Origin of the sequence: uncultured Tateyamaria sp. (genome assembly GCF_947503045.1) — a bacterium.
Lineage (GTDB): Bacteria > Pseudomonadota > Alphaproteobacteria > Rhodobacterales > Rhodobacteraceae > Tateyamaria.
Window position 1 is genome coordinate 150,747 of the sequence record NZ_CANNCF010000003.1, and the last position, 24,533, is coordinate 175,279.

Consider the following 24,533-nt stretch of genomic DNA (forward strand, 5'->3'; position numbering starts at 1 on the left):
ACCGATGCAAAAACTTAAAAGGAGCTGGTCGTTGGGCGAAACCGTCGTGACAAGCGCTGGTTCGGTTGCCGCCGGAAGTGCAGGTGATGGACCGGACCTCGTTCTTGCGCATGGATGGCCGTGGTCTTCTTTTTCGTGGCATCGCGTCATCCCGGCACTGGCTGAAACTTACCGCGTCCACTGGTATGACATGCCAGGCTACGGGCAATCCGATAAGCGACCCGAGAAAGCCACAGCACTCGACGTACAGGGCAGCGTGTTCGCGGAGATGTTGGCACACTGGAAACTGGATCGCCCCCGCGTGTTAGCACATGATTTCGGCGGCGCGGCAACTTTGCGCGCGCATCTTCTGCATGGCTGTGATTTCGAGAAATATGTTCTGATGAACGTTGTCGCAATGCGCCCATGGGGTTCGGATTTTTTCGATCACGTCGGGCGGCATGTCGAGGCCTTCACCGGCCTGCCACCGCATATCCACAAGGCAGTTGTTGAAGCCTATATCCGGGGCGCTCTCGTCAACGAGATCGACAGTGAAGACTTCTCGAAACTTGTCGAACCGTGGCTCGATGAAGACGGTCGCGGGAGTTTTTATCGGCAATTCTCTCAAGCCGACGAGCGCTTCACCGCGGACGTCGAACCGATGTTCGGTCACATCCGATGCCCGGTGACCATTCTATGGGGAGCGGACGATCCGTGGATTCCGCTTGAACGGGGAAAGGCGCTTCATGAACGCATTCCGCAGTCATCGTTTCAATCGTTTCCCGGCGTGGGGCACCTGCCGCAGCTCGAAGCGCCGAGCCGGATTCTCGAAGCCCTTGCTGAGTTTCTGCGAGATGACACCGCACCCTAAGGCGGCCCGTTCACCAGTCAACGCCAGTTACAAAGGATCAGGACAATGCAGAAAATCAAAGGAAACTGCCTGTGCGGCGCGGTCTCGTTCGAGGTCGTCAACGCATTCGACACAATGTTCTTGTGTAGTTGCGATCAGTGCAGACAGATCACCGGATCGGCCTTCGCGTCAAATCTGTTCATAGCGGCCGAAAGGTTCGAGTGGCTGTCTGGTAGCAACGAAATTGTCGCCTACAAAATGCCTGGTCGGGATATATCTAAATCGTTCTGCCGCGTTTGCGGTTCTGGCGTTCCTTGGGCAAGCGGCGACGGATCAAGAATGGTCGTTCCGGCGGGTTCACTACGCGCAGAACCCACGGTGGCTGAAAAGTTTAGGACTTTCGTTTCTGAACAACCATCATGGTCCTCATGTCTTGATCAGGTTGAGGCGTGTGAGGGGCTTCCTCCATAACACTGTGTTCTTCTGTGTTGCGATCGGCCGGGAAACGGCCTGTTAGAACACCACCTTGCCACCAGCAAATACGAAGCCTTAGTCAGAAATACCATGTTAGGAAAAGTCGTTGATAACCTGTTATGTCCAATATGAACTGAACCCATCTAAAATACCTGAATTCGAAGAATATGCGCGTGTGTGGATCCCCTTGGTCGAGAGATTCGGAGGGGCGCATCATGGGTACTATTTGCCGCATGAAAGCCCGAACGACTTGGCCGTCTGCCTGTTTTCGTTCCCCTCTCTGGCGGATTATGAGACCTATCGCATCAAGAGCCTGACAGACAGCGAATGCCAGAAAGCATATAAATTTGCCGAGGATACGGACTGTATCAGGCGCTATGACCGTCATTTTTTACGTCCATTGGAAATGTCCAGCTAGGTCGGCCCAATCCGCCACTTTTGGCGCAAACAAATTCATGAAATCTGTCTGGAGCTTCATTGTGAGCCGCCCGCCCTTTCCGCCTTTTTCCGAAACAACTGCCGCGCAAAAAGTGCGCGCTGCCGAGGATGGTTGGAACAGCCGAGACCCCCAGCGTGTGACGCAGGCCTATGCTGCGAAAAACGCGGTTTGGATCAGTCGTTCGAAACCTGTATGCAATGTCCGCTTTCGCGACATGGGCTGCAACGCAGCGAGAAGCCCGCCGCACGTGGCAAGCGATGCTGCGTCAGCGAAGAATAAAAATCCAAGGTCTGTTTTGTCCGCTAAGCCGACTTTGTTTGCGTTTTGGAGATCCAATTCCGCCCTGACCCTCGCACCAACGCAAGCCGAGCCTTCGGCAGCCCGTGGGGTGGCGATCAGACCTGTCTGCTACTGCGCTTTAAGGCTGCCAAGTTCACCTTCCCGATCAACGGTGTACGACAGAAACCATGTCGCCATCCCGCCGGGACGGGCTGGCGATCGCCCGGCGCCTTCGGCTTGAGTCCGGGCTGGGTGGTGTGGTGTTCGAACCTCCACTTCGGCCCGCAAAACCAACGGACACATGTCGCTAAAAACGCCACCCTTTCCGAAACTAAACCTGACACCGCCCCCCTAACCCGCGCCTTGAAACTCCCGATCATCCGCGCGCGCTGCGGCCAGCATGTCGGTCAGAAAGGCGGGATCGGCGGAATGCACCCGGTTCCACGTGGGGATGAACGGGGTTTCGTGCGGGTTCTCCACAAACACCTGCCCCGCGCGCATGATGTTCTCGGCAAACAGCTCGATCGAGCGTTCCTCGCTGTGCCGGTCAATAGCGAGACCGTTCATCTTGGCATCGTTGTAATAGGCCTCCAGCAGATCAAGGGCGCTGCGATAATAGGTGGCCTTGAGCGTGCGAAACACATTGGGGGTAAAGATGGTGCCATCGGCCGCCAGCTTGCGAAAGATGGCCTTGCAGATGTCGGTGGACATGCGCGACAGGCCCTGATCAGCGTCATCTGCGCTCAGGTTCTGGTGCTTGTGATCATAGGCATCTGAAATCTCGACCTGGCAGACCGCCTTGGGCGCGAGATTGCGCCAGGCCTCGGACAGCACGCCGATCTCGAGGCCCCAGTCCGAGGGGATACGCAAATCCGGCAGGATCGACGTGCGCATCGCGAACTCACCCGACAGCGGATAGCGAAAGCTGCGCAGATAATCGATGTAATCGCGATCCCCCACCACCCGTTTCAGCGCAATGAGCAGCGGGCTGACCAGCAGGCGCGTCACCCGGCCGTTCAGCTTGTTTTCCCCAACGCGCGGATAATACCCCTTGGCCACCTGATAGGGGAAATTGGGGTTTGTGACAGGATAGACCAGCCGCGCCAGCATCTCGCGGTCATAGGTCAGGATATCACAATCATGGATCGCCATCACCGCGCTGTCCGCACAGGCGATGAGGTAGCCCAGCGCCGACCACACGTTCTTGCCTTTGCCCTGCTCAGCCGGATAAAGCCCCATCGCCTCAAGCCGCGCGCCAAGTTGCAACATCCGCGGGCTATCGTTCCAGATCACGATGTGGTTCTGGTTGAGGCCCTTGAAAAAGCCCTTGGCGTGGCGGAACTGCGCCTCGTCCGCGCGGTCCAGACCGATGATGATGCGGTGCAGGTATTTGACCTGAGACAGCTCGGACAGGATGTGGGGCATCGCGTCCCCTTCCAGCTCTGAATAGAGACATGGCAGGATCAGGGAAATCTTGCGGGTCTGGGCATAGGCCGCCAACTCGTCCGCCAGTTCCGCCGAGGACCGCGTGCGCAGGTTGTGCAGGGTGGTAATGTTTCCGTTCTGGTGAAAATCGGCCAAAAATCAGTCCTCAGTTCAGGTTAAGGCGGGCGAGCGTCTCGAGCATGACGCTGTTCCACGCCGCCGGGCCTGGCTCTTGCGTGCGTGTGACCCGCCCCTCGGCCTCGCCTGCCAGTGGGGGCAGCGGTGGACGGGTCGGGTTGGCGATCACCACCCCCCAATCACATGCCTCAATCATCTTAATGTCGTTTGGCGCATCGCCAAGGGCGACCGTGGTTTTGGGCTGGAATTGCTGGGTCAGGGCTGCGACCTGATCGGCCTTGGTGGCCCCCAAGGACAGGGTGAGAAACCGCCCACCCTGCTGGGCAAAGATGCCTTTTGTTGCGAGTTCGGCAAGAAAGGCGGTCTTCTCGACTTCCGTGCCGTGCCACAGCCCCGGCTCGGAGAATGCACGGGTCTGGGCAAGCATCGCACCTTCGCGCGTGAGGCCCGTGGCGTCGCAGACGTCTTGGGGTGTCATGTCGCCAAAACCTGTGAAGTGCTGGCGCAAGGACGGCGACACGCGTGTCAGAGCCAGCCGCAGCGCGTCGTATTGCGCCGCCTCACCCTGAGGCGCAGCATGAGCCGCCAGCACCCCTGCCCCGTTCTCGACAATTGCAGGCCAATCCTGCAGCCCCATCTCGCGGCGCAGCAGGTCGATTTCCACGGCCGTCTTGCTGCTGGCCAGCACCACCCCGGCGCCGATGGACTTGAGTGCGGCCAGCGCGGGCGCAGCCGGGGACCAGTCATAGCTGTGGTGATCGATCAGCGTTCCGTCGAGGTCGGAGAACACCAAAAGGGGCAGTTGGGCAGTCATGGGCCTTTGATGGCAAGGGGTCGGATGGATCACAAGCGGGACCCATGTTGATCATGGCATGGCGGCGGAAAAATTGCGCAGGGCGCACAAACATAAGTCAAAACGGTGCGGTGCCGGGCTCTTGGCTTGCTTGATTTGGATTGGTGGCGAACTGTATGCGACATCGGTCGGAACAGAGCTATCTGCTCTGGTCGCTTTTGCGGATCGCCAGACGTTAGCCAGTGTTTGGAGGGTGTGGGCATCTTTGCGGAACAAAGAGCCAATGGTGCGGCCGGCGAGACTCGAACTCGCACGAGTGTTACCTCACAGCGACCTCAACGCTGCGCGTCTACCAATTCCGCCACGGCCGCATGCCTTGACTTGGTGAAGGGTCTTTAGCGGGCAACGTCCCCCTTGCCAAGAGGACTTTGCAAAGAAAAACCGGAACCCCGAAAGGCCCCGGTTCTTTGCGTGATTTCAAAGGAGACGGCTTAGTCGCTGGCAACGCCGAATGTGGGCAACGCCGCAGGCTGAACCAGCGGCTGCACCGGCGTCACGCTGGAGTTGGATGTGCCAAGGCTCAGCGAGGCCTTGCGCAGCAACTCGGTACGCTCGGGCTGGCCGGGGGCGAAGACCGCAGGCGCGCCATTGTCGACGGCCTTGAGTCCCTCGGCATACCACACACGGGCGGCATCGACGCGCTTGGACGTGCCGAACCCTTGCGCCAGATGGTGGCCCATCAACTCGCCATAGACGTGATCCCCCATGGCAAACAGCATCAGGGCCGAGCCCAATGCCACATCCATGTCATCGGTGCGATAACCCACGCCCATGCAGATCTGCGCGGTGCCCTTGAGCTGAGCGGGCGACATGCCGGTGGTCAGGATGAACCCGGCCACGTCCCGCACAACCTCGGCCTGGCTTTTGAGCGCGAGGGCCGAGACATGGGGCTGCATTGCGGGACCAAACTGTTTGCACTGTGCCGCGATCTGGTCGGGGGTAAAGCCCTGCACCCGTGAAATCATGTCTTCGCTGGTGGCGATGGCATAGGTGCGCGCGAGGCAGAACTGTTCGTTCAGCGCCACATGCGGGTCGGTCATGGCTGCAGCCGTGGTAAAGCCGCCATTGGTGTTGGTCAGCAGCGACACGGTGTTGCAATGCGAGGCCAGCGAGGGCGACGCACCATTGCCAAGGAAACTTGGCAGGGCCGCAGCCAAAGGTGCTGCGGGTGCCGCAGCAGGTGCCGGGTTGGCGGCCACAACGGTTGTCGTCGTGGTTGTCGTTGCAGGTGCGGCGGGCTGAGGGGCCACCACGATCGTGGTGCCCTGCACGGGGGCAACTGTCTGACCGGCAAGCTCTGCGCGGTAGGTCTTGAGCAAACCGCGGGTGCCGTCAGGGTTGGACGCGACCTGTTGGGTCACCGTATAGCCACCGGCCTGCGCGCGGTTGTAGGAACTGATCAGCAGGTTCTGTTCGAACGGCGACAGATAGCCTGTCGACGGATAGCCCAGATAGGCCTGATAGGCAGACACCGCATTGCGCGAGCGCTGGCCCAGCTGGCCATCGACCGTCCCGGCGTTGAACCCGAAATAGTTCAGCGATGCCTGAATTTCCCGTCCCTCTTGCGTGGATGGGATGCGCGAGGCGCGCGGCTTGTAGGTGCGCGTGGATGCCTTTTTGCGTTGGTGTTGCTTGGTGGCGGCGTGCCCGACGATCCCGCCGATGATGGCGCCAGCCACGAAATCGCCTGCATCGGCAGCGGCGCGCCCAGCCGGAACGATCGCGACGGACAATGCCAGGATCGAAGCTGTAATGGTCTTGGTGAACATGAAAACCCTCCGGATAATATGGCCGCAGGGTACCACCATGGGCGGATTCGCAAAGTCATTAATTCCCTACCCCGCCCGGAAACCGCCTCACTGCTTGAATTCCGCAGCATAGTGCATGATGTAAAAGGCACGCCTTGCCCCCACGCATCAGGACCCGCCCATGTCACAGCCAGACACCGCCCCCGTCATTCAGGTCGATATCGTCTCGGACGTGATGTGCCCGTGGTGCATCGTGGGGTTTCGCCAGCTCGAACAGGCCCTTGGCGCAACCGGCATGGGCGCGCGGGTGCGCTGGCAACCGTTCGAGCTGAACCCCGGCATGGGCCCCGAGGGGCAGAACCTGACCGAGCATATCGCCGAGAAATACGGGGCCAGCCCCGAGCAATCCGCCCAGAACCGCGCGCATCTGCAACAGATCGGCCAATCGTTGGGCATCGATTTCGCCTTTTCCCCCGACAGCCGCATCGTCAACAGCTTTGCGGCGCATCAACTGCTTGAATTTGCGCTGAGTCTCGGCCTGCAGCACCCGCTGAAGCTGGCCCTGTTCGAGGCCTATTTCACCGCACAACAGGACGTGTCGCAAATCGACGTGCTGCTGGATGTGGCCGACTCCGTCGGGATCGTGCGCGCCGATGCCGCCCAGGTGCTGGAATCGGGCGCTCTTGCCGCGTCGGTGCGCGAAAAACAGGCGGTCTGGACGTCGCGTGGCATCTCGGGTGTGCCGTCGATGATCTTTGCCGAAAAATACCTCGTGACCGGCGCGCAAGGCGCTGACACCTATGCACAAATCCTGCAACAGGTCGCCCAAGAGGAAAAGGCCGCCTGAGCGCGATGGTGGAGTGGATCACCTCGCCCGGTCTGACCGATTTCCGCACCGCCGAAGCCTGGATGGAGGCGCGCGCCACGGCCATTGCCGCGGGCGAGGCCGAGGAATGCATCTGGCTGCTTGAACATCCGCCGCTTTACACGGCCGGGACCTCGGCCAAGGCGGCAGACCTCACGGACCCGGACCGCTTTGACGTCTTCGAGACTCGCCGGGGCGGGCAATACACCTATCACGGCCCCGGCCAGCGGGTCGCCTATACCCTGCTTGATGTGGGCAAGCGCGGACGTGATGTGCGCGCCTTTGTTCAACAGCTCGAAGCCTGGGTGATTGCCACGCTCGATACGTTCAACGTGCGCGGCGAGATTCGCCCGGGCCGCGTTGGGGTCTGGGTACAGCGCCCCGAAAAGCCGCCCCTGCCGGACGGCACCTGCGCCGAAGACAAGATCGCCGCCATCGGCATCCGTCTGCGCAAATGGGTCAGCTTTCACGGACTGTCGATCAACGTGGAACCGGATCTGTCCCATTTCGACGGAATTGTGCCCTGCGGCATCCGCGATCACGGGGTCACCAGCCTTGTCGATCTTGGCCTGCCCGTGACCATCGACGATGTGGATGTGGCCCTGAAAACAACGTTCAATCAGGTATTTGAACGCTAATCCTCACGTTGAAAATCGCCCCAAAAGCACCGCCCGCGTGTCACATTTGCGCCCTCCTGCTCTGGTTAATCGTGCGTTAACTAAAAACGAAAAGCAGTACTCATGGCAGATCTCTTGAACGGTGTGTTCTTCAGCGAAATCCTCGCTGACAACGCAGGTGGACAGGCCATCGACACCGATGGTGACGGTAATACCAACAAGGCCGATGAATTCATCGAATTCGGCAACGTGTCCGGAGAGACAATTTCGCTCGCCGGCTATCAGGTCTGGTCTGAAAAGAACGGGCTGCTTTACACCTTTGGGGCCACCGCCACCTTGAACGACGGTGAAACGGCAACCGTGGTCGGCAACTACGAAGGTGGCGATTCCGGCGGGTTTTACGATGCCGGTATCGCGGAAAACGGCAACTTCATCCCCGATGGCGAGGGGCAGAAGTTCGACACGATCTTTCTCTACGATCCCAACACCAATACCTATATCAGCTTTTCCTATGGCCAGCCGCCGCGTACCCCCACCCTGCCCGACGGCTTTCCCACATCCGCCACGCAAGTCGGCGGCGGCGAAAGCATCAACAGCAGCGCGCCCAATGGCACTGCCTTTGCCCGCGACGCCAACGGCAATTTTGTCGAAACGACACCAACTCCCGGCACACCTGACATAGCCTGCTTTGCCGAGGACACGCTGATCCTGTCCCGCCACGGAGAAAAGCCGGTCTGCGAGTTGCGCCCCGGCGATATGGTGCCAACCTATGATCACGGCACGCAGCCCATTATCGGCATTTGTGCACTATATATCCCGGTCAAGGATCTGCTGCGCGTGCCCGCCCATCGCCCCCTGACGGTGGATGGCGCGCTGTTTGATGCCGTCCAAAGCGTGCGCCTGTCCCCGGCCCATTGCCTGCTTTATGCCTCGCCCTTTGCCGAGGCGCTGTTTGCGTCCTCGCAGGTGCTGCTGCCCGCCCGTCATCTGCAGACCGCCGGGCTCGCCCGCGGTGAGATGCCGCGACAGGGGGTCACCTATTACCACCTGCTGTTTGCCAATCATGCGATGGTCCTGGCCAACGGGTTGTGGAGCGAAAGCTATCTGAACGTGGCAGACGCGCCCCGTGATGCCCATGCGGATGGCTGGCAGTTTGTCCAAGGCGCGTCGCTCAATACCAGCCGCCACAGCCACGCCGCGCGCCCGATCCTGCGCCGCTACGAAACGCAGCTGCTGTTGAAGACGCATCAGCAGCGCGCGATCAAGCCTTACGGGATCGACAAGGCAACGCCGCTGATCGCGCAGCAAACTGCCTGACGCGCAGCACAACTGGCAGGATAACGCATCGCGCAGGCACTACCGACGCGCGAAATGGTCTTGCCGTGCACATGCGCGACAATTCATCCCGCTCCGAGCAACGATCTGTCATTGAAGCGGCACACGCAAATCTTTAGAAGACTCAACAACGCGTTGTGTGGACGGGAACCCTGCACGCGCTGAAAACACATATTTAGGAGGCACCGCATGGCAGACGCAGCCATCCACGGCCACGAACATCAAGACGAACGCGGGTTCTTTACCCGCTGGTTCATGTCCACCAACCACAAAGACATCGGCATTCTCTACCTGGTCGTGTCGGCCCTTGTGGGCTTTGTCTCGGTGGCCTTCACCGTCTACATGCGGATGGAACTGATGGACCCCGGTGTCCAGTACATGTGCATGGAGGGCGCGCGTCTGACGGCGGCGGCCGCTGGCGAATGTACCCCCAACGGGCACTTGTGGAACGTGTTGATCACTGGCCACGGCATCCTGATGATGTTCTTTGTCGTGATTCCGGCCCTGTTTGGCGGATTTGGCAACTATTTCATGCCTTTGCAGATCGGCGCGCCGGATATGGCGTTCCCGCGGATGAACAACCTGTCCTTCTGGCTTTACGTTGCGGGCACCACGCTTGCGATCTGCTCGGTGCTGGCACCGGGCGGCAATGGTCAGGCCGGGTCGGGCGTGGGCTGGGTGCTGTACCCGCCGCTCTCGACCAACGAGGCGGGCATGTCGATGGACCTTGCGATCTTTGCGGTCCACGTCTCGGGCGCGTCTTCGATCCTTGGTGCGATCAACATGATCACCACCTTCCTGAACATGCGTGCCCCCGGCATGACCCTGTTCAAGGTGCCGCTGTTCTCGTGGTCGATCTTTATCACAAGCTGGCTGATCCTGCTGTCCCTGCCCGTTCTGGCCGGTGCAATCACCATGCTGCTGATGGACCGCAACTTTGGCTTTGCCTTCTTTGATCCTGCCGGTGGCGGCGATCCGGTGCTCTACCAGCACATCCTGTGGTTCTTTGGCCACCCCGAGGTCTACATCATCATTCTGCCTGGCTTTGGCATCATCTCACATGTGATCGCCACGTTCAGCCGCAAGCCTGTCTTTGGTTACCTGCCCATGGTCTGGGCGCTGATCGCGATTGGTGTTCTGGGCTTTGTCGTCTGGGCGCACCACATGTACACGGTGGGCATGTCGCTGAACCAGCAGGCCTATTTCATGCTGGCCACGATGGTCATCGCGGTGCCGACGGGGGTCAAGATCTTCTCTTGGATCGCGACCATGTGGGGCGGCTCGATCGAGCTGAAAACGCCCATGCTCTGGGCGTTCGGCTTCCTGTTCCTGTTCACGCTTGGCGGCGTTACAGGCATCGTGCTCAGCCAGGCGGCGGTGGATCGCTACTATCATGACACCTACTACGTGGTGGCACACTTCCACTACGTGATGTCGCTCGGGGCCGTGTTCTGCATCTTTGCGGGTATCTACTTCTACTTCCCCAAAATGACGGGCCGCATGTACCCTGAATGGGCGGGCAAACTGCACTTCTGGACGATGTTCATCGGTGCCAACCTGACCTTCTTCCCACAGCACTTTCTGGGCCGTCAGGGCATGCCACGCCGCTACATCGACTACCCGGAGGCATTTGCCTACTGGAATGTGTGGTCGAGCTGGGGCGCCTTCCTGAGCTTTGCCTCGTTCCTGTTCTTCTTCGGAGTGATCCTCTATTCGCTGCGCTACGGCGCCAAGGTGACCGAGAATAACCCATGGAACGAATATGCGGACACGCTGGAATGGACCCTGCCCAGCCCACCGCCAGAGCACACGTTCGAAATCCTGCCCAAGCAGGAGGAGTGGGACAAGTCGCACCGCTACCCCGATACGTTTGACGAGTGGGTGGACACCGATCATCCCCACGACGCTCAAAACGAGACGGCCAAGCCCTGACGAGCCGACCCTGACATGACATTCTCAAAAGGCCCCTGTTTGCGCAGGGGCCTTTTTTCCGTCCCAAGGAGGCATCTGTGATCCCCGGTTCCGGCCTGAGCGCATTGATCATCATCTTGCCCTTGGCGCTCGCCACATGGCGCGGTTGGGCGGCACATCGCCTGTTGCTCGTGGCCACGCTCAGCCTCGCGGTGGTGGCTTTGGCGGCTTATCTGATGACACAGACCCTCGTTTTGCGCAGTCCGACAGAGGGCACCTTTCACGACACCTATTACGTCGTTGCCCACGGCCCTCGGATACTTGGAACCGCCCTCATGTTCGCACTGCCCATCCCTTTGCTATGGGCCGCGCAGCGCTATGCGCGGCCGATTGCGCCGAGGGTCCTGATTGCATCGGTGTGGGGGTTGGTTATTGGGACACTTGGCCCAAGCCTCCTGCAGTTGTTCCTGCTGTCGCCACCGCGCCGCTATGTCGAATATGAGGCGTGGGCGCACAACATCTCTGTGTTGACCCTGAGCGGTGCGGTGATCTCGACCCTTGCGCTGTGCCTGCTGGTGAGCATCCCCCTTTATGCGCTGGCCCTGCGCCGCGCACCCCGCAGCGGGGCAGAGTGAACCAACTGCGCCCCGATCTTGCCTCTGTTATGCAATAACAACCCCGCCATTCGGGCAGTGCTCCGCCGGTATCCCCTGCCCAATGGGCATCCCGCCGCCCAGAACCGGCCCCATGGGCGGCCACCCCTTTCGCGGGCGTGGGGCCCGCCCATATCCTTTCGCAACTGCTGCCCGCCAGATCATGGTGCCCGAACACCCCGGCCCGGCCTGTCGCAGGACCAAGAGACAAAGGACAATGACATGCTGTCGACAAAACTCACTGCCGCCGTTGTGGCGGCCTCTATCGCCCTGATCCCCGCCACCCGTGTGGCCGCTGACGGGCGCGATTTTCTGGCCGGGGCCGTTCTGGGCGGTATCGCCGGCGCGGTCATCCAGAAAGAGGTGCGCAAGCAACGCGTTCAGCGCGCCCAGATCCAGCGACAACGCGCCCGCACGCCGCAGACCTATGCCGCCCAACCCCGCTATGTGGCGCCCAAGAAATCCTATCGTCCCAGCATCCCTGCCACCACCGAAGGGCGCGAGATCCAGTCCTCGCTCAACTATTTCGGCTTTGATGCAGGATCGGTTGATGGACGGGTCGGCCCTTCGACGCGGCGGGCCATCTCGGACTACCAGCGCTACATGGGTTACGATTCCACCGGCACGCTGACCACCTTTCAGCAACGCCTGCTGACCAGCTCCTACCTGCGCGCCGAGGCCGCAGGGGACAGCACCCTGGGCACGATTGCGGGCCTGCCAGATGGCACCAAGGGGCTGCTGAAACTCTACCGCGAGGAACTGGCCTCGGGTGCTGCCCAACAGCGCGGCTTGCGACCTGATCCAACCTCGGCACCGGTGATTGGCGCAATCGACCTCTGAGGCGGCGGTACCGCGTGAACAGCGCGCGCCTGCCTGACGGGCGCGCGACTTTGTGTTGAGTAAGGGAAGACCAGCCCCCATGTGCGCTGGACAAGCGGTCGAATGCCCCGTCATATCGCGCGCCCCCTTCCTCAACCGGACATCCACGTGACCTCGCCTGCCACCTTGGACACCCCTTCTGCGCTTATCCTCGCCGCTTTGATCGCGTTGAGCGTGTTCATGTGGTCGCGCAAGGCCCCGACCTATGGCCATGCCGCGAGCCTCGGCGCTGCGCTGCTGATCTGCGGATTCGTGCTCGGGTTTTTGAATGTCTCTGGCCTGTCCGGTACGGGCGAATGCAGCGTGGACGCACTGGCCGCCGCCACCCCTGCGCTTTTGCAGGACCTCGCCATTCCCGCGTTCGTTTTGCTGTTTGCGGCACCTTGGCTGTGGGTCACACGCAGGTGGCCGCCACAGATGCCCCCTGTTGCCGGATACGTACTGCACTGGGTCATAGTATTGGCCTGGGGTGGTTTGGTGCTTTTGCAACCCGTCGGCTTTTTGGACATGTCCGCACTGCTGGAGGGCGCAACCGCTGAGGAAAGAAACAGCTTTGTGCAGGAATATGCCGCCCGGTCCCGTGCCCATGACATCGCAACGCTTTCCTATTTTGCACTGTTGGCAGCACTTTGGGTGACGCCTCTGATCGGCCTGATTTTCTCTTCCCTGCGCAAACGGTCGGTGTGACCGCGAACGCGCGACGCCGAGCACGAATGGCGGCACCGTTCCGCACACCGCGACAACCTGCCCTTCGACTTGGGCCACGACGCAGCTATACTGACACCCATGCCCTACCAGTGGACCACACCGCCCGACAGCCCGACGCAGGAGTTGCAGCTTTGGCCGCACAACTCGCTGCCGCAAACGGGCATGGCGGCCTTTGTGCTGTCCACCTTCACCCTCATTCTCATCCCTGCCCTGCCTCTGCTGGGCAGTGTCGTGCTGTGGGGGCTGTTGCCGTTTCTAATGCTGGCGGTCTGGGGCATCTTCTATGCGCTCAGGCGCAACCGTCGCGCGCGCCAGATCCTTGAGGTGCTGACGCTGAATGGCGAACAGGCGCATCTGATCCGCACCAACCCCAAGGGCGAGACCCAGGAATGGGACTGCAATCGCTACTGGACACAGGTGCTGAAATACGAACGCGAGGGGCCGGTGCCACAATATGTGACACTCAAGGGCATGGGGCGTGAGGTCGAAATCGGGGCCTTCCTCAGCGAGGAAGAGCGTGTCGCGCTTTATGATGATCTGATCCGGGCGCTGAAACGCTGATCACAAAAAAGGCGCAGCAACAGCTACGCCTTGCATCCCCGCATCCCCGTAAGGCGGAGGTGTCTTCCGCCAAAGGCCCATCACCCGCAGAGGCGGTCCTTGACCATCGGGCCGACGGCGCCAAAGTCCATCTGGCCCATATACTTGGCCTTGAGCACGCCCATGACCTTGCCCATGTCGCGAATGCCGCCCGCACCCACTTCGGCAATAGCCTCCTCAACGGCCTTGGCCGCGGCCACGTCGTCCAGTTGCTGGGGCAGGAATTCCTCGATGACTTTGATCTCGCTCAGCTCCCGCTCGGCCAGATCGAGGCGGCCACCTTCTTCGTAGGTGCGGGCGCTCTCGACGCGCTGCTTGGACATTTTTCCAAGGATCGCAAGCACTTCGCTGTCGGCGACACCGTCGTCCTGACCGGCGGCACGGGCATCGATGTCCTTGTCCTTGATGGCGGCATTGATCAACCGCAAGGTCGACAAACGGTCCGCTTCCTTGTCTTTCATGGCCTGCTTGAGCGCGGCCGAAATCTTCGTGCGCAAATCCATATTCGATGTCCATCCCCATGGCCACGTGTTAAGCGCTTAGTCATAGGCCAAGTCGGACAATGCCGCAAGCGATGCGACGCCACGTAACATGTTGAAAACGCTCAATAGTCCAAAATTCTAATCCGGCTTGACCCGACCCGGCCCTGCCATTAGTTTCCGCGCAATTTGCCGCTTTTGCCCTGATTTGCCTCCTTGCTGCCAAAGGTTACCCCATGAACACGACTGCCTCCACCGCGCCGACTGCTTGCCTTGCCCTGGCCGATGGGACGCTGTTTTACGGGGTCGGGTTCGGCGCCACTGGCGAGGTCGTCGCAGAGCTGTGTTTCAACACCGCCATGACCGGCTACCAGGAAATCATGACCGACCCGTCCTATGCAGGTCAGGTCGTCACATTCACCTTCCCGCATATCGGCAACACCGGCGTCACCCCCGAAGATGACGAGACGGGCGATCCGGTCGCAAGCGGCATGGTAGTCAAGTGGATGCCGACCGCGCCGTCGAACTGGCGCGCGGTCGAAGGGCTGTCAGGCTGGCTGGCCGCACGCGGGCGCATTGCCATCGGCGGCGTCGACACCCGCCGCCTGACCCGCGCCATCCGGCAGGCCGGTGCGCCCCATGTCGCACTCGCCCATGACCCGGACGGCAATTTCGACACCGACGCGCTGGTCGCCGCCGCGCGCGGCTTTGCCGGGCTTGAGGGCATGGATCTGGCGCGGGATGTCACCTGCGCCCAATCCTACCGCTGGAACGAGATGCGGTGGGCGTGGCCGGAAGGCTATGCGCCCCAGACCGATCCCAAATACAAGGTTGTCGCCATCGACTACGGCGCCAAGCGCAACATCCTGCGCTGTCTGGCAAGCGCGGGATGCGATGTAACCGTCCTGCCCGCGACCGCCACCGCCGAAGAGGTGATGGCCCACAATCCCGACGGCGTGTTCCTGTCCAACGGCCCCGGCGATCCGGCAGCCACGGGCGCATATGCCGTGCCGATGATCCGCGACGTGCTGACCCACGATTTGCCCGTCTTTGGCATCTGTTTGGGCCACCAGATGCTGGCGCTGGCCCTTGGGGCCAAGACGATCAAGATGAACCACGGCCATCACGGTGCCAACCACCCGGTCAAGGACCTCGAAACCGGCAAGGTCGAGATCACCTCGATGAACCATGGCTTTGCCGTGGACGCCCAAAGCCTGCCCGACGGGGTCGAGGAAACCCACACGTCGCTCTTTGACGGATCGAACTGCGGCATCCGCGTCAGCGGCAAGCCGGTCTATTCGGTGCAATACCACCCCGAGGCCAGCCCCGGCCCGCAAGACAGCTATTATCTGTTCGAACGGTTCGCTGCCGCGATGGAGGCACAGCGGGCCTGACACAAATCCGGTCAACCTGACCAGATCTGCGTCAGATTTAACGCATCATTAACCATGCGTGCGCACAGTGGGCCCGACCCAGAGGTTCGGACCCCACCATGAGTGATCCCTTACTGCGTTTGTCCGCGCCACGCCCTGTTGCGCGGCACGATCGACCCGCCCTGCCGGTGGGGCGGCAACTGGTCAACGATGGATTGATCACCCAGACCACATTGCTGCACGCGCTGGCCATCCAGCGCCGCATCGATGCACCCATCGGCGAAATCCTCGTGGCCGAAGGGCATGTGGCGCGCGAGGATGTGCTCTCTGCCCTTGCCATCCAGCATGATACCGACCGGGTCGATTTGTCGATTGACCCGCCAAGCCCGGGGATGGCGCGCGCCCTGCCCGCCCATCTGTGCCAGCGTTTTGGCGTGGTGCCGTGGCGCTGGATCGGGCGGACGCTGCTGATTGCCACCACCCGGCCTGACCAGCTAAAGGACCTTGCCGCCGCCCTGCCTGATGGCGCGCCGATGCTGTTGCCTGTGATCGCCGATCAGGATCAGATCATCACCCAGACCAGCCGCCTGTTTCAGGGTTATCTCGCCCGGCACGCCGTCACCCGCCTGTCCAAAGAACACAGTTGCCGCACGTGGTGTCTTGGCGCGATGACGGGGCGGGTGCAGGCCGGGGTGCTGATCGCTCTGGCCCTTGGGCTGGCCGTTGCATTCCCCGCCTGGGCGTTCACGCTGCTGATCGGCTTTGCGGTTGTGACATTGGCGATGACAACCACGCTCAAGGCCCTTGCCCTCGCCGCACAAATCACCCACCGGGTGCCTGCGGATGTGCAGCCATTGCCGCGCGTGCAAGGGCCACGGATGGCGCGCATTTCGGTGATGGTGCCCTTGTTCAACGAGGAACGGATCGCCGAGGCGCTGATCCAGCGCCTTTCAAAACTCAGCTATCCCAAGGCCTTGCTTGACGTTGTTCTTGTGCTCGAAGCCAAGGATGCGGTTACCCGCGCCACGCTTGCGCGCACCGATCTGCCCAGTTGGATGCGGGTGATCGAGGTGCCGGATGACGGCACCATCACCACCAAACCCCGCGCGCTGAATTATGCGCTCGATTTCTGCAACGGCGACATCATCGGGGTCTGGGACGCCGAAGATGCGCCCGAGACCGACCAACTGGAAAAGGTCGCCGCCCATTTCGAAGATGCCGCCCCGAACGTGGCCTGTCTGCAGGGTATTCTGGACTACTACAACCCGCGCCAGAACTGGCTATCACGTTGTTTTACCATCGAATATGCCAGTTGGTGGCGGCTGGTGCTGCCCGGTGTCTCGCGCCTTGGACTGGTCCTGCCGCTGGGCGGGACCACGCTGTTTTTCCGCCGCTCGATCCTGGACGAATTGGGCGGCTGGGATGCCCACAATGTGACCGAGGATGCCGATCTGGGCCTGCGGCTGGCGCGGCGCGGCTACACCACCGAACTCATCCCCACCGCCACATACGAAGAGGCCAATTGCCGGGCCTGGCCCTGGGTCAAGCAACGCTCGCGCTGGATCAAAGGCTACCTGATCACCTATTTCGTCCACATGCGGCGGCCCCGCGCACTGCTGCGCGATCTCGGCTGGATGCGGTTTCTTGGCGTTCAGGCGATGTTTATGGCCACCGTGGCGCAATTTGCCTCGCTGCCGCTGCTCTGGAGCTTTTGGCTGCCCATCTTCGGCCTGCCCCATCCGGTGATGAACACGCTGGGGGCGGGCATCTTCTGGATGCTGGCGGTGTTCTTTATCGCAACAGAACTGCTCAACATCACCATCGGCCTGCTGGCGGTGTCGGATCGCAACCACCGCCACCTTCTCAAATGGGTGCCGACGCTGGTGTTCTATTTTCCGCTGGGCTCGCTCGCCAGTTACAAGGCGCTTTACGAGTTGGTGGCCAAGCCGTTCTATTGGGACAAGACCCAGCACGGCCATGGCCAAAGCGAAGACACTCAGCCCTCGTCCTGACGGGCATCGGCGTCCTGTTTCAGGCGGGTCATGAAGGCGACCGAGATATGTTCGCGCAAGGCCGCCCCCGCGCCCGCCTCGTCCTTGGCCTCGATCGCGGCGACGATCTTGTCATGCTCGCTCTGGGCGATTTCGGTGCGGCCCACGGCGGCAAGCGAGGTGGTCGCCATCAGCGCCATGGTGCGATGCACCAGATCCAGTTGCTGCACCAGATAGCGGTTGTGCGAGGCCAGATGGATTTGCTTGTGAAAGCGCCGGTTGGCGCGGGCCAGCGCGGCGGGGTCCCCAATCAACGCATTGTCGTCCTCGACCATCCCGCGCAGGATGCGGACCTCTTCTGATGTGGCATGGCGCGCGGCAAGGGATGCGGCCAGCCCTTCCAGCTCGCGGCGCACCACGTAGAGCTCGGACATCTGGTTGTGATCCAGCGAGGCGACAATCAGGCTGCGCCCGTCGCGCGCCAGCAGCGATTGGGTTTCAAGCCGCTGCAACGCCTCGCGCACAGGCGTGCGCGACACGCCGAACCGTTCGGCCAGCTCGCTTTCCACCAGCCGGTCGCCGGGGCGATAGGTGCCGATGTCAATCGCTTCGAGGATCAGGGAATAGGCATCGGTGCTGGACGCGCGCGCTGAGGGCATGAAAAGGCCTGACAAGTCGTTGATTTGCTTCACACTAGGGCCCAGCCCACGGCCTGCGCAACCCTATTGCGGTTGCGCGCGCGCCTGATCGCGCCTAATGCTCGGCCCATGCCAGCTGCCGATTTTGCCCATGTGCGGGCCTGGGTCTTTGACCTCGACAACACGCTCTATCACCCGTCCGTCCGCCTGTTCGACCAGATCGAGGCGCGCATGGTGGCTTACGTGATGACCGCCCTTGGCGTCGACCGGGCCGAGGCGGACCGGCTGCGCGTGCACTACTGGCGCACCCACGGCACCACGCTGGCCGGGCTGATGCGCGAGCATGACATTGATCCCGACCCCTACCTCGTGGACGTGCATGACATCTCCTTTGACGCGCTCACCCCCGATCCCGCTCTGGCCGCCCGCATCCGCGCCCTGCCGGGGCGGCGCATCGTCTACACCAACGGCTCGGCCCCGTATGCCGAGCGGGTTCTGGCCGCGCGGGGCCTCTCGGGTCTGTTTGACGCCGTCTACGGGGTCGAACATGCAGGGTACCGGCCCAAGCCGGAAAAAAGCGCGTTTGATCAGGTCTTTGCCCGCGACGCGCTGGACCCGCACGTGGGTGCGATGTTCGAAGACGAGGCGCGCAACCTCGCCGCCCCGCATGCGATGGGGATGAAGACGGTGCATGTGGCCCCCGACCCCGCTCCACAGGACCACATCCACCATCATACCGATGATCTGAGCGATTTTCTGGCCCGGCTGGTGGGGTAGGACAGGATGCCACCTTGGCCCCGCCCGCGGATGGCATACATCTGGGGCAACGGAGGCCCGTCATGAGCGACATCACCCAGTGCGACATCCTGATTTCCGGCGGCGGCATTGCCGGGCTGACCGCCGCGGCCGCCTTTGGCACGGCCGGGTTCCACGTGATCTGCGTCGACCCAGCCCCGCCGGTGACCGAGCGCGAGGCCGAAGGGTCGGACATGCGCACCACGGCCATGCTGCAACCGGCCCGAGACCTGCTGGAACAGGCCGGGCTCTGGGCCGCGTTTGAGCCCCATGCCACCGCCCTAGAGGTCATGCAGATCGTCGATGCGGGCGGCACGGATGGGTCCGCGCGCGAGGTCAAAGCGTTCCGCGCCAGCGATGTCTCCGATCTGCCCTTTGGCTGGAACCTTCCAAACTGGCGGCTGCGGCGCGAAATGGTGGCGCGGCTCGCCGCCCTCGACACCGTCGACTTTCGCCCCGGCGTTGGCACGCGCAGCCTGCTTGGGCGCACCGCCGAGGCGCGCGTGGGCCTGAGCGATGGCAGCCGCATCTCGGCCCGGCTGGTGATTGCCGCCGATGGGCGCGGCTCGCCCATGCGCACTGCGGCGGGCATCGGCGTGACCACGCGGCGCTATGGGCAAAAGGCGCTCGCCTTTGCCGTCACCCACCCGATCCCGCACGAAAACGTCTCGACCGAAGTGCACCAGACCGGCGGGCCTTTCACCCTTGTGCCGCTGCCCGATCACGAAGGGATGCCGTCCTCCGCCGTTGTCTGGATGGATGACGGGGCGGTCAGCATGGCGCGGATGAATCTGGATGTGCCCGATTTCGAGGCCGAAATGACGGCGCGCAGTTGCCAGATCCTCGGGCCTCTGACTCTGGCCTCGCGCCGCTCGATCTGGCCGATCATCAGCCAATACGCCGAACGCCTGTCGGCCACTCGCCTGGCCCTGATCGCAGAGGCCGCGCATGTGGTGCCCCCCATCGGTGCACAGGGGCTGAACATGAGTCTGGCTGACACCGCCACGCTGCTGGAGTTGGCGCAAAAACGCCCCGAAGGTCTGGGGGACGGCGAAATGCTCACCGCCTATCACAAGGCCCGATTTGGGGATATTCGCCTGCGGGTGACGGGGATCGACCTGCTCAACCGCGCCAGTCAGGCCACCGCCCCATGGGCCCGCGACGCGCGCGCCTTCGGGCTCAAAGCGCTGCACGAGGTTGGACCCGTGCGCAAAACCCTCATGCAACTCGGCCTCGGAACCCGCAGCTCTTCAGGCGGCGCATAGGCCGGGCGAAGGTCAGGGCGCAGGCCAGGCTTCAGCCCGGCAAACCCCCGAAAACCCTTACAAAACCTGATCAACCACCCGCGCCAACCGGGCCACGGTCGCGTCCACATCATAGAGCTTGTCGAGCCCGAACAACCCGATGCGAAAGGTGCGGAAATCTGCAGGCTCATCGCATTGCAGCGGCACACCGGCGGCAATCTGCATGCCTTGCGCGGCAAAGCGTTTGCCGGTCTGGATGTCGGGATCAGCGGTATAGCTGACCACCACACCCGGCGCGCCGAACCCATCGGCCGCGACCGAGGTGATGCCCTTTTCGGCCATCATCGCGCGCACCGCATTGCCCAGCTCCCATTGCGCCGCCTTGAGCTTGTCAAAGCCGTACTCTTGCGTTTCTTTCATCGTGTCGCGGAAGTCGCGCAAGGCATCCGTGGGCATCGTGGCGTGATAGGCGTGACCGCCATTCTCATAGGCCATCATGATCTGGTGCCATTTCTTGAGATCAATTGCGAAACTGTCCGACGTGGTCTCTTCCATCCGCGCCACGGCACGATCCGACAGCATCACAAGACCCGCACAGGGCGAGGCACTCCAGCCCTTTTGCGGGGCAGAGATCAGCACATCGACGCCAAGGGCGCGCATATCGATCCAGGCACAGCCCGACGCAATGCAATCCAGCACCATGAGCGCACCAACCTCGTGGGCGGCCTCGGCCATGGCGGCCACATACTCATCCGGCAGGATCACACCGGCGCTGGTTTCCACATGCGGGGCAAAGACCACACCGGGTTTCTGGGTGCGGATCGTGTCCACCACCTCTTCGATCGGGGCCGGAGCAAAGGGGGACGGGCTGGCATTGCCGGTCTGGCGGGCCTTCAACACGGTGGTCGCGGCGGTGAGGTCGCCCAACTCAAAGATTTGCGACCAGCGATAGGAAAACCACCCGTTGCGCACGACCAAAACGTCCGCACCGCGTCCGAACTGGCGGGCCACCGCCTCCATCCCGAAGGTGCCGCCACCGGGCACAACCACCACTGCGTCAGCGGCATAGACCTCTTTCAGCATGGACGAGATGTCGTTCATCACCCCCTGAAACGCAGCACTCATATGGTTGAGCGAGCGGTCGGTGAAAACGACCGAGAATTCTTCGAGGCCCTGTGGGTCCACGGTGTCGAGCAATGCGGGCATCGGCCCCTCCTCTCCTCATTCCAGATACACATAGCGGAGCAGGCAGGGGACGGCAAAGTCTACTTGAGTATACCACGGCAGGGTTCAGCTGGTTTCGCCCACAGCCACCGGGCGCGGGTTTCCGATGGGGTGCATATGCACCTGATTGCGCCCCCCGTTTTTGGCCCGATAGAGCGCATCATCTGCGCGCTGGATCGCGGTTTCGATATGATCGGTCGCTTCTTTGAGCGAGCCGCCGATGGACACCGTCACGCTCAGCGTTGTGCCAGCCTCGTCAATCGGGCTCTCGGCGACCAGCGCGCGCAGCCGTTCGGCCATGGCCGCCCCGCCGGTGTGATCCGCATCGGCCAGAAAGACCACAAATTCTTCGCCGCCAAAGCGGCAGACGATATCACCGGGCCGAACCGCCCCGCGCAGCAGCGACGCCACATGCGTGATCACCCGGTCACCGGTCAGATGCCCGTAGGTGTCATTGACCCGCTTGAAAAAGTCGATATCGACCATCAGTGAAATGCCGTAGGCATCAGGCACTTTGGCCATGCGGTTAAAGAAGAAATCGCGGGTGGCCACATCCGTCAGCCTGTCACGCTCGACCAGACGGCGCAGCTCTTGTGACAGGTGTACATTCTCGCGGATTTTCGAACCCACAAACAGGCAGGTCGGTATCGTCACCAGCGTGACGATCACCATCGTGCCGGGCACCGTGCGCGACAGGTATTCGGCGGGAAAGATCAGATAGTTGAGGGTCACGGCACAAACCATACTGGTGACGGTCACCACCAGTGAAAACAGGACGACATCCCATTTGCTTTCGATTTTCAACGTGCCTCCCCCTGCTCTGCCTGCGTATACCTAACGCAAGGGCAACACCAAAGTGTTAACGACAACGGCCCAGCGGGCCCGGCCTGCGTTCCTCGCTCAGCAGCACATTTGCCTCGACCTCGCCCGCACCCGGCAGCGTCATGATGCGGCGGCGCAGGACCCGTTCAAAATCCGGCAGATCGCGCGCCACAACCCGCAGGCGGTAGTCATACAGACCCAGCACATGCTCGACCGTCTGCACTTCGGGGATTGCGCCCACGGCCCGCTCGAAATCCTCAAGGCTCACGCGACCCTTGGTGGCGAGCTTCACCCCCAAAAACACGGTGACCCCAAACCCCAACGCCTCGGCATCCAGAACCAGACGCTGACCGCGCACGATCCCTGCATCGCGCAGCCGCTTGATGCGGCGCCACGCGGCAGGCTGGGACAGACCGCAGGCGCGACCGATGGCCCCCGCCCCCTGCCCCGCATCCTCCGCCAGCAGGCGCAGGATCGCAAAATCGATATCATCCAGCGCACTCACAGCGGCAGCGCCGGATCGCTCTTGATGCGCGCCACATGCATCAGCGCCTCGATATCGGCAATATGCGGCAAGGTCAGGATGCGGCTGCGATAGAGATGCTGATAATGAGACATATCGCGGGCAATCACCGACAGGCGGACATCCACACGGCCCAGAAAGGTCTGGATTTCAATGACTTCCGGCACATTGCGGGCCTCAACAATAAAATCGTCAAAGGCATTGCCCTGCGTCTTGTCGAGCGTCACGCGCAGGGACACTTCAACCGCATATCCCAGCGCCGCCCAATCAATGACCGCAGCCACCCCCTTGACCACCCCCGCCGCGCGCAACCGCGCCTGACGACGGGCCAGCTGGCCCACGCTCACACGGGCACGCGCGGCCAGTTCCGCCGGGGCGAGGCTGGGATCGGCCTGCCATTGACGCAGGATACGGCCGTCGAGATCATCAAGCATGATTTCACCGCATATCTGTAAAACTACGCATGATCCACCCTTCACTTGGCAAAATAAACTCAAATACCAACGCTGACGCCCCTCACCTCCGCCCGTATAACGCCCCCAGCACATCAACCCGAAAGGACCCAGACATGCGCGTGTATTACGACCGCGATTGCGACATCAACCTGATCAAGGACATGAACGTGGCCATTCTCGGCTATGGCTCCCAGGGCCACGCCCACGCGCTGAACCTGCGCGATTCCGGCGCCAAGAACGTCGTCGTCGCCCTGCGCGAAGGCTCGGCATCGATCGCCAAGGCCGAAGGCGAAGGCCTGAAGACCATGGGCATCGCCGAAGCAGCAGCCTGGGCCGACCTGATCATGTTCACCATGCCCGACGAACTGCAGGCCGAAACCTACAAGAAATACGTGCATGAAAACATTCGTGAAGGGGCAGCAATTGCCTTCGCCCACGGCCTGAACGTGCACTTCGGCCTGATCGAACCCAAAGCGGGCGTGGACGTTGTGATGATGGCGCCCAAGGGCCCCGGCCACACCGTGCGCGGCGAATATGTCAAAGGCGGCGGCGTGCCCTGCCTCGTGGCGGTCGACAACGACGCGAGCGGCCGCGCGCTGGAAATCGGGCTGTCCTACTGCTCCGCCATCGGCGGTGGCCGTTCGGGTATCATCGAGACGAACTTCCGCGAAGAATGCGAAACCGACCTCTTCGGCGAACAGGCCGTGCTTTGTGGTGGTCTGGTCGAGCTGATCCGCATGGGGTTCGAGACTCTGGTCGAGGCGGGCTACGCCCCTGAGATGGCCTATTTCGAGTGCCTGCACGAAGTGAAGCTGATCGTCGACCTGATCTACGAAGGCGGCATCGCCAACATGAACTACTCGATCTCGAACACAGCCGAGTACGGCGAATATGTCTCTGGCCCACGCGTGTTGCCCTATGACGAAACCAAGGCGCGGATGAAGGACATCCTGACCGACATCCAGACCGGCAAATTCGTGCGTGACTTCATGGGTGAAAACCAGGTCGGCCAGCCTTTCTTCAAAGGCACACGCCGCATCAACGACGCCCACCAGATCGAAGAAACAGGTGAAAAACTGCGCGCCATGATGCCATGGATTTCCGCAGGCAAGATGGTCGACAAGGCCAAGAACTGAGTCCACCTTCTGAACAAAGAAAAGGAGCGCCCGCAAGAGCGCTCCTTTTTGATTCGGTGTCCGATTTGCGGACGAAGCAGCCGTTCGAACAACGTACTCC

25 protein-coding genes, 1 tRNA gene and 1 pseudogene are annotated in these 24,533 nt (G+C 61.8%); 17 read left to right on the top strand and 10 right to left on the bottom strand.

Translation table 11 applies throughout. The annotated features are described in order from the left end of the window. Nucleotides 1–4: 4 nt before the first annotated feature. From Q1A89_RS14495 to Q1A89_RS14505, 4 genes are all read left to right on the top strand, one after another. The gene (locus tag Q1A89_RS14495; RefSeq protein WP_299729618.1) at nt 5–850 is read left to right on the top strand and encodes an alpha/beta hydrolase; all 846 of its coding nucleotides are present in this window, start codon (nt 5–7) and stop codon (nt 848–850) included. A gap of 114 nt (nt 851–964) precedes the next feature. Next, a complete protein-coding gene (locus Q1A89_RS23505; RefSeq protein WP_366524502.1) occupies nt 965–1,300 on the top strand; it encodes a GFA family protein in 336 nt (111 codons plus the stop codon). Nucleotides 1,301–1,409: 109 nt separating this feature from the next. Next, on the top strand, nt 1,410–1,721 hold the full coding sequence (locus tag Q1A89_RS14500) for an NIPSNAP family protein (protein WP_299729620.1): 312 nt from the start codon (nt 1,410–1,412) through the stop codon (nt 1,719–1,721). 37 nt (nt 1,722–1,758) lie between these two features. After that, nucleotides 1,759–2,262, top strand: coding sequence for a DUF1348 family protein (locus Q1A89_RS14505; protein ID WP_299729622.1), 504 nt, complete (start codon nt 1,759–1,761; stop codon nt 2,260–2,262). A gap of 110 nt (nt 2,263–2,372) precedes the next feature. Here Q1A89_RS14505 and Q1A89_RS14510 read toward each other — a convergent pair whose 3' ends face one another. From Q1A89_RS14510 to Q1A89_RS14525, 4 genes are all read right to left on the bottom strand, one after another. Continuing rightward, nucleotides 2,373–3,602, bottom strand: a complete 1,230-nt coding sequence (locus Q1A89_RS14510; RefSeq protein WP_299729624.1) for a glycosyl transferase — start codon at nt 3,600–3,602, stop codon at nt 2,373–2,375. A gap of 10 nt (nt 3,603–3,612) precedes the next feature. Continuing rightward, nucleotides 3,613–4,398 carry an HAD hydrolase family protein gene (locus Q1A89_RS14515; RefSeq protein WP_299729626.1) on the bottom strand — a complete coding sequence of 262 codons (786 nt, stop codon included), beginning with the start codon at nt 4,396–4,398 and terminating at the stop codon, nt 3,613–3,615. Between the two features lie 263 nt (nt 4,399–4,661). Continuing rightward, nucleotides 4,662–4,748: transfer RNA gene (locus Q1A89_RS14520), tRNA-Leu, on the bottom strand. A 120-nt stretch (nt 4,749–4,868) separates the two neighbouring features. Continuing rightward, on the bottom strand, nt 4,869–6,206 hold the full coding sequence (locus Q1A89_RS14525) for a peptidoglycan-binding domain-containing protein (protein WP_299729628.1): 1,338 nt from the start codon (nt 6,204–6,206) through the stop codon (nt 4,869–4,871). 160 nt (nt 6,207–6,366) lie between these two features. On the opposite strand from Q1A89_RS14525, the gene Q1A89_RS14530 reads away from it, so the two are divergent. The 8 genes and pseudogenes from Q1A89_RS14530 (at nt 6,367) to Q1A89_RS14565 (ending at nt 13,714) form a co-directional block, all read left to right on the top strand. Next, nucleotides 6,367–7,032, top strand: a complete 666-nt coding sequence (locus Q1A89_RS14530; RefSeq protein WP_299729630.1) for a DsbA family oxidoreductase — start codon at nt 6,367–6,369, stop codon at nt 7,030–7,032. Nucleotides 7,033–7,037: 5 nt separating this feature from the next. Next, entirely contained in the window at nt 7,038–7,688 is a 651-nt protein-coding gene (lipB, locus tag Q1A89_RS14535; RefSeq protein ID WP_299729632.1) for a lipoyl(octanoyl) transferase LipB, read from the top strand. Nucleotides 7,689–7,790: 102 nt separating this feature from the next. Next, nucleotides 7,791–8,984: a Hint domain-containing protein gene (locus Q1A89_RS14540; RefSeq protein WP_299729634.1), complete on the top strand. Its 1,194-nt coding sequence runs from the start codon at nt 7,791–7,793 to the stop codon at nt 8,982–8,984. A gap of 207 nt (nt 8,985–9,191) precedes the next feature. Next, nucleotides 9,192–10,862 (top strand): annotated as a pseudogene (ctaD, locus tag Q1A89_RS14545) (cytochrome c oxidase subunit I); the annotation flags it as partial. 149 nt (nt 10,863–11,011) lie between these two features. Continuing rightward, nucleotides 11,012–11,548, top strand: coding sequence for a hypothetical protein (locus Q1A89_RS14550; protein WP_299729637.1), 537 nt, complete (start codon nt 11,012–11,014; stop codon nt 11,546–11,548). Between the two features lie 240 nt (nt 11,549–11,788). Beyond that, complete coding sequence (locus tag Q1A89_RS14555; RefSeq protein ID WP_299729640.1) at nt 11,789–12,406, top strand: peptidoglycan-binding domain-containing protein; 618 nt, start codon at nt 11,789–11,791, stop codon at nt 12,404–12,406. 102 nt (nt 12,407–12,508) lie between these two features. Next, on the top strand, nt 12,509–13,132 hold the full coding sequence (locus tag Q1A89_RS14560) for a hypothetical protein (RefSeq protein ID WP_299729643.1): 624 nt from the start codon (nt 12,509–12,511) through the stop codon (nt 13,130–13,132). A 99-nt stretch (nt 13,133–13,231) separates the two neighbouring features. Continuing rightward, a complete protein-coding gene (locus Q1A89_RS14565) occupies nt 13,232–13,714 on the top strand; it encodes a DUF2244 domain-containing protein (protein WP_299729646.1) in 483 nt (160 codons plus the stop codon). Nucleotides 13,715–13,794: 80 nt separating this feature from the next. On the opposite strand, the gene Q1A89_RS14570 is transcribed toward Q1A89_RS14565, so the two are convergent. Beyond that, nucleotides 13,795–14,256 carry a GatB/YqeY domain-containing protein gene (locus Q1A89_RS14570; RefSeq protein ID WP_299729649.1) on the bottom strand — a complete coding sequence of 154 codons (462 nt, stop codon included), beginning with the start codon at nt 14,254–14,256 and terminating at the stop codon, nt 13,795–13,797. A 212-nt stretch (nt 14,257–14,468) separates the two neighbouring features. Between Q1A89_RS14570 and carA the strand changes: the two genes are divergently transcribed. Beyond that, nucleotides 14,469–15,626, top strand: a complete 1,158-nt coding sequence (gene carA / locus Q1A89_RS14575; RefSeq protein ID WP_299729652.1) for a glutamine-hydrolyzing carbamoyl-phosphate synthase small subunit — start codon at nt 14,469–14,471, stop codon at nt 15,624–15,626. Nucleotides 15,627–15,724: 98 nt separating this feature from the next. Beyond that, a complete protein-coding gene (locus Q1A89_RS14580) occupies nt 15,725–17,617 on the top strand; it encodes a glycosyltransferase family 2 protein (protein ID WP_299729655.1) in 1,893 nt (630 codons plus the stop codon). Here the strand turns inward: Q1A89_RS14580 and Q1A89_RS14585 are convergent. Continuing rightward, nucleotides 17,602–18,255 carry a GntR family transcriptional regulator gene (locus Q1A89_RS14585; protein WP_299729659.1) on the bottom strand — a complete coding sequence of 218 codons (654 nt, stop codon included), beginning with the start codon at nt 18,253–18,255 and terminating at the stop codon, nt 17,602–17,604. The genes Q1A89_RS14580 and Q1A89_RS14585 overlap by 16 nt on opposite strands. A gap of 108 nt (nt 18,256–18,363) precedes the next feature. Here Q1A89_RS14585 and Q1A89_RS14590 point away from each other — a divergent pair, with 108 nt between their 5' ends. Together Q1A89_RS14590 and Q1A89_RS14595 are read left to right on the top strand one after the other, a co-directional pair. Next, complete coding sequence (locus tag Q1A89_RS14590; RefSeq protein WP_299729662.1) at nt 18,364–19,011, top strand: pyrimidine 5'-nucleotidase; 648 nt, start codon at nt 18,364–18,366, stop codon at nt 19,009–19,011. Between the two features lie 62 nt (nt 19,012–19,073). Next, nucleotides 19,074–20,294, top strand: coding sequence for a UbiH/UbiF family hydroxylase (locus Q1A89_RS14595; protein WP_299729665.1), 1,221 nt, complete (start codon nt 19,074–19,076; stop codon nt 20,292–20,294). A 57-nt stretch (nt 20,295–20,351) separates the two neighbouring features. Here the strand turns inward: Q1A89_RS14595 and Q1A89_RS14600 are convergent, their stop codons facing one another. The 4 genes from Q1A89_RS14600 to Q1A89_RS14615 form a co-directional block, all read right to left on the bottom strand. Beyond that, nucleotides 20,352–21,479: an aminotransferase class V-fold PLP-dependent enzyme gene (locus Q1A89_RS14600; protein WP_299729668.1), complete on the bottom strand. Its 1,128-nt coding sequence runs from the start codon at nt 21,477–21,479 to the stop codon at nt 20,352–20,354. An 84-nt stretch (nt 21,480–21,563) separates the two neighbouring features. Beyond that, entirely contained in the window at nt 21,564–22,301 is a 738-nt protein-coding gene (locus Q1A89_RS14605) for a GGDEF domain-containing protein (protein ID WP_299729671.1), read from the bottom strand. A 55-nt stretch (nt 22,302–22,356) separates the two neighbouring features. Next, nucleotides 22,357–22,824, bottom strand: a complete 468-nt coding sequence (locus Q1A89_RS14610) for an Lrp/AsnC family transcriptional regulator (protein WP_299729674.1) — start codon at nt 22,822–22,824, stop codon at nt 22,357–22,359. Then, nucleotides 22,821–23,276 carry an Lrp/AsnC family transcriptional regulator gene (locus tag Q1A89_RS14615; RefSeq protein ID WP_299729677.1) on the bottom strand — a complete coding sequence of 152 codons (456 nt, stop codon included), beginning with the start codon at nt 23,274–23,276 and terminating at the stop codon, nt 22,821–22,823. The genes Q1A89_RS14610 and Q1A89_RS14615 overlap by 4 nt, the downstream gene beginning before the upstream one ends. A gap of 134 nt (nt 23,277–23,410) precedes the next feature. Between Q1A89_RS14615 and ilvC the strand changes: the two genes are divergently transcribed. Further along, the gene (gene ilvC, locus Q1A89_RS14620) at nt 23,411–24,433 is read left to right on the top strand and encodes a ketol-acid reductoisomerase (protein WP_299729680.1); all 1,023 of its coding nucleotides are present in this window, start codon (nt 23,411–23,413) and stop codon (nt 24,431–24,433) included. Nucleotides 24,434–24,533: the final 100 nt, after the last annotated feature.

Excerpts from the sequence above, each read along its gene's own strand:
- Q1A89_RS14515 (WP_299729626.1), bottom strand. The coding sequence starts at position 4,398 with ATGACTGCCCAACTGCCCCTTTTGGTGTTCTCCGACCTCGACGGAACG.
- Q1A89_RS14505 (WP_299729622.1), top strand. The coding sequence starts at position 1,759 with ATGAAATCTGTCTGGAGCTTCATTGTGAGCCGCCCGCCCTTTCCGCCT.
- Q1A89_RS14495 (WP_299729618.1), top strand. The coding sequence starts at position 5 with ATGCAAAAACTTAAAAGGAGCTGGTCGTTGGGCGAAACCGTCGTGACA.
- Q1A89_RS14540 (WP_299729634.1), top strand. The coding sequence starts at position 7,791 with ATGGCAGATCTCTTGAACGGTGTGTTCTTCAGCGAAATCCTCGCTGAC.
- ilvC (WP_299729680.1), top strand. The coding sequence starts at position 23,411 with ATGCGCGTGTATTACGACCGCGATTGCGACATCAACCTGATCAAGGAC.
- Q1A89_RS14615 (WP_299729677.1), bottom strand. The coding sequence starts at position 23,276 with ATGCTTGATGATCTCGACGGCCGTATCCTGCGTCAATGGCAGGCCGAT.
- carA (WP_299729652.1), top strand. The coding sequence starts at position 14,469 with ATGAACACGACTGCCTCCACCGCGCCGACTGCTTGCCTTGCCCTGGCC.
- Q1A89_RS14560 (WP_299729643.1), top strand. The coding sequence starts at position 12,509 with ATGCCCCGTCATATCGCGCGCCCCCTTCCTCAACCGGACATCCACGTG.
- lipB (WP_299729632.1), top strand. The coding sequence starts at position 7,038 with ATGGTGGAGTGGATCACCTCGCCCGGTCTGACCGATTTCCGCACCGCC.
- Q1A89_RS14600 (WP_299729668.1), bottom strand. The coding sequence starts at position 21,479 with ATGCCCGCATTGCTCGACACCGTGGACCCACAGGGCCTCGAAGAATTC.
- Q1A89_RS14555 (WP_299729640.1), top strand. The coding sequence starts at position 11,789 with ATGCTGTCGACAAAACTCACTGCCGCCGTTGTGGCGGCCTCTATCGCC.
- Q1A89_RS14595 (WP_299729665.1), top strand. The coding sequence starts at position 19,074 with ATGAGCGACATCACCCAGTGCGACATCCTGATTTCCGGCGGCGGCATT.
- Q1A89_RS14530 (WP_299729630.1), top strand. The coding sequence starts at position 6,367 with ATGTCACAGCCAGACACCGCCCCCGTCATTCAGGTCGATATCGTCTCG.
- Q1A89_RS14570 (WP_299729649.1), bottom strand. The coding sequence starts at position 14,256 with ATGGATTTGCGCACGAAGATTTCGGCCGCGCTCAAGCAGGCCATGAAA.
- Q1A89_RS14525 (WP_299729628.1), bottom strand. The coding sequence starts at position 6,206 with ATGTTCACCAAGACCATTACAGCTTCGATCCTGGCATTGTCCGTCGCG.
- Q1A89_RS14580 (WP_299729655.1), top strand. The coding sequence starts at position 15,725 with ATGAGTGATCCCTTACTGCGTTTGTCCGCGCCACGCCCTGTTGCGCGG.
- Q1A89_RS14585 (WP_299729659.1), bottom strand. The coding sequence starts at position 18,255 with ATGCCCTCAGCGCGCGCGTCCAGCACCGATGCCTATTCCCTGATCCTC.
- Q1A89_RS14590 (WP_299729662.1), top strand. The coding sequence starts at position 18,364 with ATGCCAGCTGCCGATTTTGCCCATGTGCGGGCCTGGGTCTTTGACCTC.
- Q1A89_RS14565 (WP_299729646.1), top strand. The coding sequence starts at position 13,232 with ATGCCCTACCAGTGGACCACACCGCCCGACAGCCCGACGCAGGAGTTG.
- Q1A89_RS23505 (WP_366524502.1), top strand. The coding sequence starts at position 965 with ATGTTCTTGTGTAGTTGCGATCAGTGCAGACAGATCACCGGATCGGCC.